Raw genomic sequence first — 14,896 nt, 5'->3', positions numbered from 1 at the left:
CGGGGAGCGGGCCATTCTATGCAGCCGGTCCTAGACAGCTTACTTTATAAGCCCGTTTACAAAAACGGATTACCTGAAATGTCGTTCCAGAAAAACAACAGACTCTGATGTAGCACCTGTTGCTACTTTTCTAAAACCGTTTTTCTCTAGCACCCTAATGGAGGCTAGGTTTTCTGCATCTACACCACCAGACACAGATGCTATATCACCAGCCCTTTCACACCATGTCACCAATCCATCAATCAGCTCACTCCCCAGCCCCTTCCCCCAGGTCACTTCAGACAGCAGATAGCCAATCTTCAAGTCAATTGAACCATTCGCGGATCTAACGGCGTCATGCAAGAATACAAACCCCGCCAACTCTTTGCTGGACAGTAGCTGAACGGTCAGAAAGGTACTCTCGTCTGCTCTGGCTTTAATCCAGTCTGCTGCCTTTTCCCTGCTATCGATATCCTGCCAACCTTCAGGAAGTGATCCTGTTACCACCGGAGTCATAAGACTGACAACCTTGTCGGCAAAATCATTTTTATCGGAGAAGCCGCTAACCAGGTTCTTCCAGCTTGCTACCAGAAGCCGCTCGGTTTCAAAATGACACCTTTGATCAAGGGGTTCACTATCAAACATATCTATTTCCAGGCCAACAGATTAAGACCATCCCAAATCCGTCTATGTACCCTGTCGAATCCATTTGCGAATCCGGTTTGAGTCACCATAGGGGGTCAGTTTGCCGAAGGAATTGAGCAATACGAATACTAACTCATTTCCGTCCACTTCAGCTTTCATCACAAGACAACGTCCTGCTTCATTAATATAGCCGGTTTTACTCACTGAAATATCCCAGGCTTTATTCTTCAGCAATCGGTTGGTATTGCCAAATATCAGGGGTCCCCGTTTAGCATAAGGATGGACAGTTAGTTTACGAGTGCCGGAAGCTGATTCGATCAACGGATAGTTACTGGCAGCTGTAACCAGTTTAACCAGATCCCTTGCACTGGCAACATTTTCCACCTGCAAACCGGCGGGGTCACTGAAGTGACTCTGCTCCATACCCAACTGTTTTGCCTTCTTATTCATCGCTATGACAAAAGCCTCGGTACCGCCGGGAAAAGTCCTGGCCAAAGCGCTGGCAGCTCTGTTCTCTGAGGCCATCAGTGCCAGCTTCAGCATTTCTTTACGCTGCAGAGTCGCGCCATACTTTAACCGCGAACCGGTCAACCTGACCAGATCCCGGTCTTGCTTGGTGATAGTAATTTTCTGATCCAATGGCAGATCGGAATCAAGAATAACCATTGCAGTCATCAGTTTAGTAATTGATGCGATAGGCATGGGGTTATCTATTTGCTTTTTAAATACCTGAGCCCCTGACGAGTCCACCACCAGGACTGCCGCTGAGCGTAATTTTAGCAATTCAGGATTCAGTTCCAGCCAGGGGTTAGTCATGGAATCCTCTGAAAAACCGGCCGTTGGAACAGAACTGACGCCTGTCGTGGTTGACCAGGAATACTGTATATTGAACGCCAGCAAGAGTAGTAACAGAGAGAGTGTTTTCAAGATAGCCAATACTTGGTTATTGAGGGAGGGCTATCTTTACCCACTCGGTTATTAAATGCAAAAAATCTGTTTGAGTTTGTCTGTTCTGAAAGACCAGAAAATTGCGTCCCATATAGTGCAGCTACGTACTCTTCAGAACATCCTCAAAGTAGCTATACTAAAATGAACGGAGGACAGCTAAGGAAACAGGCTTTACCCATTACCGGGACAATCATGGTGAATAAGATTGCAAGCGGCTTAATTGCGTTAGATCCTCAAGTCAGTGTCGCCTTAGCCCACTTCATTACCGCAGTCACTGCGGCGGCATCTGAAAGCCAGATCTACGCAACACTTGCACAGAATCTAAAAAGCATAATTCCGAATGAGCGGGCCAGCGTAACCCTGCTAAATCCAGCCAGTAATCAATTGGATGTGTTTGCCCTACATGGAAAGGAAGGAGTTCTGCCCGTCGGACAATCATTACCCCTGCAAAACAGTTATACGGGACAAGCGGTTGTTCAGCAGAAGGGGCAACTTCATCACATTGATTCTGATGACAAAACCTTTGATGGGATATTACTTTTTAACGAAGGGATTCAATCTATCATCAATGCCCCTCTGATTATTCATGGAAAGTCAGTTGGTGCTATTAATGCTGCCTCGACCAGGTCACAGAGTTTTAACACTCAATCTCTTGAGTTATTAATGCTGGTCGCCCGGTTAGTATCCACCAACCTTGAGCGACAGAAGTTGCTGCGTGAAAGAGAGCAAACAGCAAGTCGTTACCGCTTCTATGCGACTCAGCTGGAAAATATGCATCATCTTGCACAGGAATTATCAGAAGCGGTGTCCATCGCCGAAACCTTAAAAGTATGTGAAGCGACACTGCAAAGCATTATACCGTCGCAAAGAATGAGCTATGCGCGGTACCGACCTGAAAGTGATACGTTCGAAATCACTCTGCTAACCGGTAGTGATGTCTTAAATTGCCGCTATATGGATGCATCCAATACCGGCCTTAAGCGTGCTTTAACTGAGCAGCAGCCCCTCTATTATTCAGATTTTTCCAATTCAACCTTCAAAGATCACCAATTGCTGTATGAAAAAGGCATGATTAGCGCTTGGTCTATTCCGATCAGACTGAAGGGAAAAATTGCTGGAGTACTCAATGCAGCCTCAGCTGAAAAGAGAACGCCTGATGATCATTTAGTCAATATATTAGGAACGCTGGGTGCCATTGTCGGCAGTACATTTGAAAGGTTAAAAATTCAGGATGAACTGATTCAGCAAGTGAATCACGATACCGTCACTGGTCTCCCTAACCGCCGTATGCTCTACCAGCAAATCAACAAACGGATATACAACGGTGACTTGCATAAGATCGCTGTATTATTTGTAGATCTTGATCATTTTAAAAACGTAAATGACACTCTTGGTCACCAGGTTGGAGATGAATTATTATGCCTTATCGGCAAGAGAATCCGTAAAATCATACGAAAGAGTGATCTTCTCGCTCGGATCGGCGGCGATGAGTTTGTTGTATTAACTGAAGACAGAGACTCCGCCAGTCACAGTTGTGAAACGGCTAACCGAATTATTCAATGCCTGTCCAAACCATTCAACATCAATGGCAACACTGTCACTATCGGTGCCAGCATCGGTATCAGCCACGCCTTTCAAGATCTCTGTAAGGCAGATGATATGATCAAGAAAGCGGATATAGCGATGTATGATGCCAAAAAAGCAGGGAGAAATACGTTTCGAATTAACAACAAGTAGACGAGTACTTGGAAAACCATAACGGAGGAGCCATTCCCCCCCTAGCACTGCTTTCAGCAGACTTCAGCTAAAAAAAATGGCTGAAAGAGCAGCTGTTTTAATCTGCTTAGATCCGTAAAAAAAATTTTCAGATTTTTTAAACCCATTTTCCTGTTCCCGACGTTTATACCTACAAACGGACAGCTAAGGAACAAGATCATGACTATCAAACGCTTTACCCCCGCCCCTCTGGCCATAGCCATCACATCAGTTATTCTTTTCGGATGCAGCTCTGAAAAAGCTGCTCAGACCGTAGCGCCCAGCCCCTCTCCTGCGGCTCAGCAACTCAGTAACGGTCAGTCCAAAAACACCCCAAAAGATAGCCAGCCGATAGAAGTGGACAGAATCCAGGAACAGGAATACAGCTCTTCTAACCCCAACCTCCGGTCAGATGAAGGACGAAAGAAAGAAAAATCAGATCTCGCAGCAACGATCTCGGAGGAGTCGACTGCTCGGCAGGTCCTTAAAGACTATTCCCGGGCTGAAACCCAGGTTCAATTACCACTGCACAAACAGCTCGCAAATAAGCCCTATGCTGAAAGCAAACAACAGCATAAGGGAGCCGTCAGTTATGATATGGCCACCGGCGCAATTGCGCCTGTAATGTCTTCCTCATCTGTGAAGCCCTCTTCTCCCCTCGATTATTCCGAACCTCCTCAGGATCGGGAGCGCTTCACCCGTTTCAGTGATAACCCAATGAAGGCCGTAAGAAAGGATCCATTAAGTACTTTTGGTATTGATGTTGATACGGCATCCTATGCTATAGCCCGACAGGATTTAAATAATGGCCGTCTACCAAGGGCCGACAGTACTCGAACGGAAGAGTGGCTTAATTACTTTTCCTATAACTATCCGGCTCCCGCCGCCGGAGAACATCCATTCAGCATATTGACTGAGGTCGCTCCCAGCCCCTGGGCTGAGCAAAAGCACCTGATAATGATCGGCCTGAAAGGTTACGAGGTTGCTAAATCAGAACTTCCCCCTCTGAATCTTACCTTTTTGATTGATGTTTCGGGCTCCATGTCATCATCAAACAAGCTGCCTTTAGCAAAAACCGCACTAAGAATGCTAACTCAGCAACTTCGACCACAGGATCGAGTAGCGATTACCGTTTATGCTGGTGCAGCAGGATTGGTTTTAGAATCCACTCCTGGTAACCAGAAGCAGAAAATCATCAACGCTCTGGATCAACTTCATGCCGGAGGATCAACAGCCGGAGGTGCTGGAATCCAATTAGCCTATCAAACAGCCAGAAGCGCTATGGCGAATAATGCTATCTCACGGGTTATTCTATTATCGGACGGAGATTTTAATGTTGGTACTACCAGCACCGAGGCACTGAAACAGTTAATTGAAAAGGAGCGGGAAAGCGGTGTGTCCTTATCCGTTCTTACCTTTGGCCGCGGTAATATTCGTGACGAACTGATGAACAGTCTGGCCGAAATTGGCAATGGCAACGCCGGGTACATAGACTCTGCCCACGAAGCTAAAAAATACCTGGTGGATGAAATGTCCGGCTCTATGATGACGATTGCTAAAGATGTTAAGGCACAGATCGAATTTAACCCAGCGGTAGTTTCTGAGTACCGATTATTAGGATACGAAACCCGTCATCTGCAACATCACGAGTTTAACGATGACAGAAAGGATTCGGGGGAAATAGGAGCAGGACACGAAGTCACAGCCCTTTACGAAGTCACCCTCAAAGGATCTGGTGCAGAACTAATCCCGGAACTTCGTTATGGCCAGAATGAAGACCAGAACAATAAATCCGACGACATCGAATCAATATCCAATCAGGAAGAGCTTGAACTGGCATTCTTAAAACTTCGCTATAAGAAGCCGATTGGCAGTAACCGTTTTCAAAGCACAAGCACATTAATCACAAAGCCCATCTATGTTAAGGATGTCCTCCCCTCTTACACCCAGGCCAGTGAACATTACCGCTGGGCCGCAGCTGTTGCAGGGGCTGCCCAAAAGTCACGAGGCATTGGCTATATTGGACCATGGGGATATGACGACAGTATCAGCTTGGCAAAAACAGCCATTGGGAATGACAACATGGGATATAGGGCCGAATTTATCCGTCTGTTGGGAATGGCACAGAGCCTCGAACAGCCGGTTCAGGTCAGTGACTCTGGCAAGCAGTAATCCCTTCGGGTACCCTGCTCGACCATGGATGCAAATACCACGGACGAATCACTGATGCTTGAGTACGCGGGCGGCAGTTATGAGGCTTTTGAAACCTTGTACGCCCGCCACAAAGGGCCCGTGCTTCGATTTTACAGACGACAAACCGGAACCGCAGCGGAAGAACTTATGCAGGAGGCGTTTATACGTCTGATCAAAGTGCATGAAAAATATACTCAAACGGCCAGTTTCCGGACTTATTTCTGGACGATCGTACGTACAACACTCGTTGATTACTACCGAAAACTTAACCGCTCTTTACCTGAATCCTACAACGATGCCGACCCAGACCAGATTCTCGCAGATGAGCGAATTCAACCAGACATCAGCGCGGACCATAGCAGACAGGTACAAAGACTACTGCTACTGGTTGCTGATTTGCCCAGCGCACAGCGTGAAGTATTTCTGCTGAGAGAGGAAGCGGGGCTCTCTCTCCCGGAAATAGCAGAAGTGGCAGGCACCAGTGTAGATACGGTGAAAAGCCGATTACGTTACGCTATCACAAAGTTGCGCCATGGTATGGAGGTGGCTGATGAGCGATAACCGAAACAATGACCCTGTTGAAAAGAGCCTTGATAAGTATCTGGAAGGCGACTCCGACCTGTCGAGACTCTATTCAGCGTCCAAGACTGAAACAACAGCTAATGAGTCTTTTGATCTGGCAATTCTTGATGCCGCCAAGCAATCGGTGGGATCGAAACCAGCCATGCTACAGCGGTCAAAGCTGAAACGTTGGGCTGTTCCAACATCAGTCGCTGCAACTCTATTACTATCGACCAGTCTGTACCTCCACAATCATCAACAGCTTGATTCACTTCAGTCTCCGGCACCATACGCCCCTTCCCGGCTGCTACTCGACAACCAGCGAGCAACTGACTTACTTGAAGATGAAGCATTGGACCGCACAGTCCCCTCTCCAGAAGGCCAAACAGAATCTCACAGCCGAATCGAAGAGGAAGCTATGTTCGAATTGGACGCATTAAAAGCAGAAGCTCCAGCTATCGACACCGATAAGCAATACGAGAAGAAAAAGTCACAGTCAGCAGTAACCGGCAACTCTTCTGAACCATCTGCATTAAAACCGCTTTCTCAAAAAGCCCGGACTCCTGGCGTAGCATCGTTGCCCGTTGATTCGGCAGACGCCGGTGCACCTGAAAAAGACAGCAAGAGCACCGCTCGCTACGGTATTACACCATCAACCTCTCGGTCCCAAGCGGAAATGAAAACCGAAGCAAGGCAAAAGAAAGACCAGGTAACCTCATCTGTCGCTATGCCGGAGCTGCAAAAAGAAGCCAGGAATGATGAACCTCCGCAAGAGTCCGCAAAAGAGTTTAGCGCTCAAATGGAGTCAGAACCGACAGATCATCAAAGGGGTGGCAGGGATACGCCTTATCAATGGCTGAAAAGTATCGAATCCCTGATCAAAGCAGGTAAGGTCCATGCTGCCAAGGATGAACTCGAAGCATTTGAGATTCGCTACCCGAACTATCCGTTACCCGACAGGATCAAAAAATTTAAGGAAATCAAATTTCAGTAATCCTAAAAAGAAAACAAGGGCCCAGGGCAACTAAACCCAAGGCCCGTGCCAACCACCGATCTTTAGATACGAATGCCTTCCACGTACAGCTTTAATTCCACTTCCCGGGAAAGCGGCCCTAAATCAAACTCAATACCATAGTCCTTCAAAGCAATAGTCACGGTGCCTTCAAATCCACGACGGAATCCCCCCCAGGGATCAGGCCCTGCGCCTACATGATTAACGGCAACCTCCACATCCCGAGTGACGCCTTTTAGCGTTAGCTTACCCTGCATTAAAGCTTTACCATCACCAAGTTCTTTGAATCCGGTACTGACAAATTCAGCCTGCGGAAACTTCGCGACTTCGAGAAAGTCAGCACTGCGCAGATGCTTATCACGTTCAGCATGATTGGAATCGATACTACTGGTATCTATCTTAACCTGAACTTTGGAATCTTCAGGAGCCTTCTCATCGTAGGAGAAGTTTCCTTCAAACTTGTTAAATTCTCCAATGAGCCAACTGTACCCCAGATGAGGAATCTTAAACTGGATAAACGCATGGGCGTCTTTAGTATCAATAACATAGTCTTCTGCCAAAGCAGGTGTTGAGAGGCTGAGGGCTCCACATAGTGCAAAGCCTAATAGCGCGGTCTTTTTCATAAATTGCTCCTTAAAGTAGAAAAAGATGATACACAGAATATTTCTTGCCGAAATTTGTTGGTTACGGATTGTTAATGAGAGAAACAGTTCATAGCTGTCAGTTATCCTTTTGAGGTCCGGTTTTGAGCGTTTTTAACTCAGACATTGACACACTATTAATTTGATCTGGCTGACTTATTCTGTCGGGATTCACCACCCAGCATTCGCATCATCGTGCCATCTTTATCGATAATCTGATGCTTTAACGCACCCAAAGCGTGTAAGGCGACCAGTCCCATCATGAGCCATGCCAGCCAAAAATGTATCAGTCCTGCCACGTCTTCCTGACCATCGATATCGCTAATCAGCGCAGGTATCTCAAATAATCCAAATACGCTCACGGCTCGCCCATCAGCAGTAGAAATCAGGTAACCACTGATCGCTATCAACAGGATCAAGCCATAAAACACACTGTGGACGATCCCTGCGAGACGAAGCTCCCAAGCTTTTTGGCTCGATAATGCAAGAGGAAGTGGACTCAGTTTTTTCCACAGCAGTCGTAAAAATAAAAGAATAACCACCACCACACCGATACTGCGATGCAGATCAGGACCCTGACGATACCAAGGGTCGTAGTAACCTAAATCAGTCATATAAAGACCCAGACCAAACAACCCAAAGATAAGCAGGGCCATAACCCAATGCAGGAGGATACTGACCAGGCCATACCGTTGCCGGGTATTAGAAATAACCATTATTCCCTCATAAAGCTAATTGATCTGGCTGAATAAGCATTCAGTCTCTACTGAAAGTTGAAAAAATAAATTTAAGGTGCGTTTCTCTAAGGGAACTAGAGTGATAAATCGAGCAGATAGTTCCACAGGACAGGTAATTGAAAGTGTAAAGTTTTGTAAAGAGCTATTTGGATAAGAAATATACGAATGTCACTATTGGTTCGGATCAGTCATCAGCCTTTATCTATTACCTTGGAACACTTTATATGGACAGCACCTGGCACCTTCAACGATATGCTCTCGCCGAGTCACTGTAGCCAAATCGTCCAGCAGTACCTGAAACAGCTTTAATTCAGAACGACAGAAATTCAAACACCGGCTGGTAGACAAAGAGGGTGCTGAGGACCAGTATCGGAAGAACGTTTATTTTATAGACCCTAACAGCGATGAGGTGGAGTTTGTGGAATACCTCAATGATTTGCCTAAAGAAAGAAGTAGATATTCGTAACCCCTTGAAAAAAGCCATCTATAATCGGGAGACAGCCCTCGGTTAAAGGCTTTCCAGTAACTCTGGATGCAGGCCATACTTGAGGCTCCGAAGAGTACCGATTCCGTCAGAGGAGCAGCCCATGGAGATTATCTTCGCAGTCATTCCTGTTGCAATGCTGAGTTTTTACGCAGGACTCGCTTTTGGTTCAGTGTCAGGAACGACCGGGGCTTTTAAGGACGGGGTTCGATTTGGACGACATCTGGAGAAGCGCAGGCTACGTTCTTATCGCAACCTCGGCATGTTCCGGCCAGAATGTGAACACATGATCGATACAGATTACCAGGAAACCGAAAGTGAAAGCGAATAAAAACGACGTTGCTTATCCAAAAGACCTGTGGACAACATTGTGGAAAGAATCTGAGTAATCCTAAACAGGAATAAAACCAGAAACTCTAAGCCAAACTCAGAAAAATAAATAAAAATACTTAATAAACAAACAACTACACACAACAAAAAATAACTAACCATATAAACAACGGGTAACTAAAGACAATTACCGTAGATATTTTCACTCTTTGCAATCTGTGCGTAACTTCAGAAACCTGCGTTTGTCAGGCACTGATAGGGTCCCTCGTTACATCTTCCCCTGAGCTTTTCCTTCACCAAAACCAGCACTGGTCTGAACGCCAATAACAGCCTTTTTAGCAAAACTTTCTGTATCAGTGGCTCCCACATAGGTGAACGCGGACTGTACTCCTGTAGCAATATTGATCAGATGATCGCCAACACTGGATAACCCTTCACGCAAATAGACCTTCGACGATGAAATACCTTCCTGAAAAAGCCCCTTCTGGGCTCTGTCAAAGGCATCCAGCGCTGCAGTTCGATTATGCACAGCACGGCTGGAAGCCATACCGTAGTTTTCCTTATAAAGCTTACCGTCTCGATCCTCTTTAATATCACCAGGGCTCTCATAGGTTCCTGCCAGCAGCGTGCCCACCATGACTCGCGAAGCACCTGCTGCAAGGTATAGCGCCACATCCCGGGGAAAGTGTACACCTCCGTCAGCCCATATGTGCTTGCCATGTCGTCTCGCTTCTTTGACTGAATTGTAGACCGCACTGAAGGTTGGTCGACCCACGCCGGTCTGCATACGAGTGGTGCACATTGATCCGGGACCAACATTAACTTTAACCACATCAGCACCTGCATCCAGCAACGCTTTAGTGCCCTCAGCAGTGCAGACGTTGCCTGCAACAATCGGCAATACTTTACCCGCCACCTGCCTGGCAGCGATAATGGCATCGATCATTTGCTGCTGGTGGCCATGGGCTGTGTCTAAAACCACAAAATCAACCCCTATAGCCACCAGCTGTTCTATCCGTTCGGCCACCTCTGCTGAGATGGCCACTGCCGCTCCCACCATCAGCCGCGCTTTAGCATCAAGTGCAGGCTTTAAAACTTCCAGCCTGACAGCATCATCACGACTAAGCACTCCAACCAGGCAACCTTGATGATCCACTACTGGCGCAGACTCAACTCGCTCCTCTTCCATACGTTCAAAAGCACTTCGGTTACTGGTGTCTATATTAATAGTCACCATTTGTTGCGACATAAGCTGTCCGGCGGGGGTATACAGATCATGCTCAGGCAAATCAGCATGGGTGATGATTCCCAGCGGACGGTTTTCATGATCGACAACAATCACCATATCCTGAGCACGTTTGCGAATAATACTTCGCACATCCCGTAATGGTGCTTCGGCAGTAACAACCAAAGGAGTATCGTATCGCACATCAGCCTGCTTGATATGGCTAACAATGCGTTCAACAGTACTGATTTCCATATCCTGGGGTAACACACCTAAGCCACCATAACGGGCCATGGTTTCAGCCATTCGTTTGCCGGTAACCGCATTCATATTTGCCGACACTATAGGCAATGACCCACCAGGAAAGTCTCTCGGCGTCAGATCAACCATTGATCTGGAGCCGGCATTAGAATAACCGGGCACCAAAAAGACATCATCGAGAGAAAGTTCCAACTGTTCGTCAAAGGAAGGATGAAGAAAGCGCATCGGAGCATCCTGATAGTATGGTTTTCATTAACCACTATAGGACAGATTTTTAACCTCGCGGTATATCGGAAGACACAGAGTTCCATTAGCAGAGCCTATGCCCGAATAAGCGATACACTGATCAATCATGCCCTGATAGAGCATGTCAGAACGTACCTGACTAACTCAGAAGGTGTCGGTTTAAAGGTTGGAAATGCCAGGGATTCTGAATGGGCTCAGAAATCCCTACGCCACCGACAGCTTTGTTCAGGAAACTGCGGCTATCACAGAAATCTCTACCAGCAATTCTTCTCTGGCCATACTTGCTTCAACGCAGGCTCTTGCAGGGGCGTAACCTTCAGGTACCCAGTTGTCCCAAACAGCATTCATCTCGGCAAACATGCTCATATCCTTAATATAAAGAGTAGCAGAGAGAATTTGCTCTCGGCTACTTCCGGCTTCCTGCAAAAGAGCATCGACTTTATCTAGCATGGTACGAGTTTGATCAGCAATGCCCGCGTTTGCGTCTTCAGCAACCTGACCACAGAGATAGACGGTTTGATTATGAATCACAATTCGACTCATACGCTGAGCAGTTTGATAACGCTTGATTGTCATGGGTACTCCTTTAAATTGAAGCGAATATATAGCAATAAATTAAGACAAGGTATGTCAGGTGGCTTAAAGATCACTGACTTTTCAGACAATATCGCTCTTCAGGCAGTGTCACTCTTCAAACAGTATGACTCTTCAAACAATGCCACTTTTCAGACAATACCATGCAAAGTCACTCAAGAGGTTTCTTTTGCCATCGAGGCAAGCTCACCCAGATTTAACGGTTTAATCGGTGGGCGAATCCGATAATAACCCACTTCATCGACCCGCACACTGCGTTCTTCCGCAATGATTTGAGAAACCGTTAATCCGCAGAGCCGACCCTGGCAAGGCCCCATTCCAGAGCGGCCGAAAGCTTTTGCCTGGTTAGGGCCTGTACATCCATCTTTTACAAAGTGTCGAATGTTCCCGGCGGTAACTTCTTCACAACGGCACACAATTGTTTCGTCCGCGGGGTTAAGAAATTCCTTTGCGGGACGGTAGGCCACGTCAAGAAAAGGTCGAATAGCCAATTGCTTTGAGAGTTCCGCCTGGAGCGGCTTTGCCTGATCACTCCGTTCGGTTTTGGATAACTTTTTCAACTGATAGCTAATTTGCAGAGCACTCAGCAAACCCTGTTGTTCAGCAGCCAGCGCACCACCAATGCCGGCAGAGTCTCCGGCAACAAAAATGCCACTGTCACTGCTTTCTCCCCAGTCATCAGTATCAGGATGCCAACACTGCTGCTCATCACTCCAGCGATGTTTAAGACCGATAGAACGCCCTAGCTGGACATTGGGTACAACCCCCTGATGAACCAGTAAGGTCTTACATGCAATTCGACTCACCTGATTCTTGTGAAGATAGCTAACAGCATCAATACAACCACTCTCTCCAGCGATTCCCTGTAACTGGCTGGCACCTTTAATATGTTTCACACCTGATTTTTTCAGCTCAGCTAGAAGCCTCATTCCCTTAACCAGATAGCGCCAGCCTTTCAGCGCACCAAAAAGGTGCTTTGCTGACCGGAGTTGATTTTCGCGAGGAGTTGTTTCGAGAATTGCCGAAATACTTTGACCAGCCCTCAACAGCTGGCAAGCAATCAATAGCAACAATGGACCACTACCAGCCAGAACTAACGGAGCTGATGGCGTCAAACCGCTGCTTTTTAACAGGATCTGTGCCGCACCACAAGTCATCACCCCCGGAAGGGTCCAGCCAGGAAACGGCACCGGGCGTTCCTGGGCCCCTGTCGCCAATAAAATCCGTTGCGCCTGGAAACAGGAACTGCGCCCCGCCAGTGAAACACAGATCTGTCTATCAGCAGTAATTTCCCAGACCGAGGCGCTATTGTAATAATCTACATTACAGCAGGTATCGCCAATTGATGATTTTTTTACCTGAGAGTTTGATAAAGAGCGGCCAAAAGAGTCTACAAGTTTGGCGCCGTAATAATAGTCAGCACCAAGAATGCTTTGATCAATTAACGCAGGTAATCCTACAGAACGATAAATCTGTCCCCCCGGAGCCGTCTGCTCATCAAAAACGGCGACACTCAGACCCGCCGATGCGGCTTTAACAGCGGCGGACATACCGGCGGGCCCTGCCCCCACAATGGCCAGATCATAGTGAGTTTTCACAGTGTATCCTCCACAACGGTGCGTTTCGGCTCTATTGCAGTGTCCTGACCATTAGCTTCATTGAGGATGTCGTTATTATTCAACGTATTGTTTTTACTGCTTTTATTAGAAGTACTGTTTTTATCCAGAGCACTGGTCTCTTTTAACGTTTTAGCTCCCTGCTGGCGATTAATACGCATTCCCTCACGCACAGGAGTCATACAGCCCTGAGAATTAGCAACTCCATCAATTTCCATCAAACACTCAAAACAGACTCCCATCATGCAATAGGGAGCCCGAGGCGTTGCCGATACCGCTGTTGTTCTGGTGGGTAATTCCCCCTGAGCCAGCATCACCGCAGCAGCACTGTCCCCCTCCATCACCTCAACAGGTCGTCCTTCAACCCATACCCTGAGGTTTTTTCGCGACTGGATCGCGAGTCGCTTAAAGCTGGAATCTGTTGGCATGGAACACCTCCATCGAAAAATCCAGATTAAATCCTTCCCCGGCAATCCAGTCCGCAACAGGACCAGCATGAGCGGCCGCCAGGGTAACGCCACTATGGCAGGTCACCAGATAAGCGCCTGAATGGGATTCAGATTCCTGATATACCGGATAACCATCGGGGGTCATGATTCGTAATGCCCCCCAGGCCCTGACAAGTTGAGCCTGTTCAAGTAACGGAAAAAGAGTAACTGCCCGCTTGGCAATCTGTGCCATAACCTCGATACTGGTCCCTTCATTCAGCCCTACATCTTCTTTTGAATCTCCACATTGAATCGTTCCTTCGTTGGTCTGACGGATATGCGAGGTAGGGAACTTTAGAAAGGGTGACACTCTCTCGGCAATTAAAACCTGGCCTCGATTAGGTTCAACCGGCGCATCCAGTCCTAGCTGAGGTGCCAGCTGCTTATTGCCAAGCCCGGCGGCCAAAACCACTTTATCGACCTGCCAACACTGATCTCCAGACTGGATACCGAACCCTTTTGAATGAGCTTCAAGTTGTTCCACCGGACCGCAATTGACCAGACAACCGCCCTTTGCCAGGAAGTTTTTTGTCAGGGCTCGCATCATCAGTAACGGATTGACATGTCCATCGAGCGGCCCAAAGGTGGCGCCAGCAACTGTCGGACCGATTTCAGGAACAAGGGCCTTCAAGGCTGCATTATCGAGTACTTCAAAGGGGTAATCCCCCTGATGCTGTTGTTTCATGGCCTCCAGCATCTGTACCCGCTGTTCCAGTTCCTGCTCAGTCAAACAGAAAAACAAACCACCCTGTTGTTCCAGCTGTACATCAATACCTGTAGAGCCTGACAACTCAGCGCCGAGTTCAGGCCACAGGCTGGCAGACAGACGGGAGAGTTTGGCATACTCGGGACAGGTATCTCCCTTACCTTGCACCCAGACCAGACCAAAATTGCCTCTGGATGCTCTGAACGCCACATCCGCTTCATCAAAGATGACCACTTTCAGGTTTTTCTTTATCAGTCCCGTTGCAACTGCCAGCCCAACTAAACCGCCACCAATAATGGCAACATCAGCTTCGCAACGGTCTGCAAGATTGCAAACCGCCATGGTGTTTATCCTCAGGTAATACGATGACCGCTACGAACTTTATGAGAAAGTTCCAAGAGAGACCCTTATCCAACCATTAAAAACGCTGACGAGCGGAAATCACTGAATTAAGGATCTACTGAAGAAAAAAGGG

15 protein-coding genes are annotated in these 14,896 nt (G+C 47.3%); 6 read left to right on the top strand and 9 right to left on the bottom strand.

Annotated elements, in window-relative coordinates; translation table 11 throughout:
* Positions 1-69: 69 nt before the first annotated feature.
* Together BGP75_RS02850 and BGP75_RS02845 are read right to left on the bottom strand one after the other, a co-directional pair.
* Positions 70-624 (bottom strand): GNAT family N-acetyltransferase, encoded by a 555-nt coding sequence (locus tag BGP75_RS02850; protein WP_076714910.1) that lies wholly within the window; start codon positions 622-624, stop codon positions 70-72.
* Between the two features lie 42 nt (positions 625-666).
* Entirely contained in the window at positions 667-1,440 is a 774-nt protein-coding gene (locus BGP75_RS02845; RefSeq protein WP_076714907.1) for a serine hydrolase, read from the bottom strand.
* On the opposite strand from BGP75_RS02845, the gene BGP75_RS26975 reads away from it, so the two are divergent.
* The 5 genes from BGP75_RS26975 (at position 1,439) to BGP75_RS02825 (ending at position 7,075) form a co-directional block, all read left to right on the top strand.
* Positions 1,439-1,606, top strand: coding sequence for a hypothetical protein (locus BGP75_RS26975; RefSeq protein WP_158070053.1), 168 nt, complete (start codon positions 1,439-1,441; stop codon positions 1,604-1,606). The genes BGP75_RS02845 and BGP75_RS26975 overlap by 2 nt on opposite strands.
* Before the next feature lie 158 nt (positions 1,607-1,764).
* Entirely contained in the window at positions 1,765-3,309 is a 1,545-nt protein-coding gene (locus tag BGP75_RS02840; RefSeq protein ID WP_076714904.1) for a diguanylate cyclase domain-containing protein, read from the top strand.
* 198 nt (positions 3,310-3,507) lie between these two features.
* A complete protein-coding gene (locus tag BGP75_RS02835) occupies positions 3,508-5,499 on the top strand; it encodes a von Willebrand factor type A domain-containing protein (protein ID WP_076714901.1) in 1,992 nt (663 codons plus the stop codon).
* Between the two features lie 24 nt (positions 5,500-5,523).
* Entirely contained in the window at positions 5,524-6,081 is a 558-nt protein-coding gene (locus tag BGP75_RS02830; protein WP_076714898.1) for a sigma-70 family RNA polymerase sigma factor, read from the top strand.
* Positions 6,071-7,075 carry a hypothetical protein gene (locus BGP75_RS02825; protein WP_076714895.1) on the top strand — a complete coding sequence of 335 codons (1,005 nt, stop codon included), beginning with the start codon at positions 6,071-6,073 and terminating at the stop codon, positions 7,073-7,075. Before BGP75_RS02830 ends, BGP75_RS02825 begins: the two co-directional genes overlap by 11 nt.
* Before the next feature lie 62 nt (positions 7,076-7,137).
* Here BGP75_RS02825 and BGP75_RS02820 read toward each other — a convergent pair whose 3' ends face one another.
* The gene (locus tag BGP75_RS02820; protein WP_076714892.1) at positions 7,138-7,716 is read right to left on the bottom strand and encodes a YceI family protein; all 579 of its coding nucleotides are present in this window, start codon (positions 7,714-7,716) and stop codon (positions 7,138-7,140) included.
* A gap of 155 nt (positions 7,717-7,871) precedes the next feature.
* Positions 7,872-8,450, bottom strand: a complete 579-nt coding sequence (locus tag BGP75_RS02815; protein WP_076714889.1) for a cytochrome b — start codon at positions 8,448-8,450, stop codon at positions 7,872-7,874.
* Positions 8,451-9,058: 608 nt separating this feature from the next.
* Between BGP75_RS02815 and BGP75_RS02805 the strand changes: the two genes are divergently transcribed.
* Entirely contained in the window at positions 9,059-9,286 is a 228-nt protein-coding gene (locus BGP75_RS02805) for a hypothetical protein (RefSeq protein ID WP_076714886.1), read from the top strand.
* A gap of 267 nt (positions 9,287-9,553) precedes the next feature.
* Here BGP75_RS02805 and BGP75_RS02800 read toward each other — a convergent pair whose 3' ends face one another.
* From BGP75_RS02800 to BGP75_RS02780, 5 genes are all read right to left on the bottom strand, one after another.
* Complete coding sequence (locus BGP75_RS02800) at positions 9,554-10,996, bottom strand: GuaB1 family IMP dehydrogenase-related protein (protein ID WP_076714884.1); 1,443 nt, start codon at positions 10,994-10,996, stop codon at positions 9,554-9,556.
* A gap of 246 nt (positions 10,997-11,242) precedes the next feature.
* Positions 11,243-11,593: a RidA family protein gene (locus tag BGP75_RS02795; protein WP_076714882.1), complete on the bottom strand. Its 351-nt coding sequence runs from the start codon at positions 11,591-11,593 to the stop codon at positions 11,243-11,245.
* A gap of 173 nt (positions 11,594-11,766) precedes the next feature.
* Entirely contained in the window at positions 11,767-13,209 is a 1,443-nt protein-coding gene (locus BGP75_RS02790; RefSeq protein ID WP_076714880.1) for an NAD(P)/FAD-dependent oxidoreductase, read from the bottom strand.
* Complete coding sequence (locus BGP75_RS02785; protein WP_076714878.1) at positions 13,206-13,655, bottom strand: (2Fe-2S)-binding protein; 450 nt, start codon at positions 13,653-13,655, stop codon at positions 13,206-13,208. Before BGP75_RS02785 ends, BGP75_RS02790 begins: the two co-directional genes overlap by 4 nt.
* On the bottom strand, positions 13,633-14,763 hold the full coding sequence (locus BGP75_RS02780; protein WP_076714875.1) for an FAD-binding oxidoreductase: 1,131 nt from the start codon (positions 14,761-14,763) through the stop codon (positions 13,633-13,635). The genes BGP75_RS02785 and BGP75_RS02780 overlap by 23 nt, the downstream gene beginning before the upstream one ends.
* Positions 14,764-14,896: the final 133 nt, after the last annotated feature.

The sequence above is a fragment of the Motiliproteus sp. MSK22-1 genome, from assembly GCF_001968815.1.
Lineage (GTDB): Bacteria > Pseudomonadota > Gammaproteobacteria > Pseudomonadales > Balneatricaceae > Motiliproteus.
Note: the sequence above shows the minus strand (reverse complement) of the source record. Positions and strands in the feature narration are given on the sequence as shown.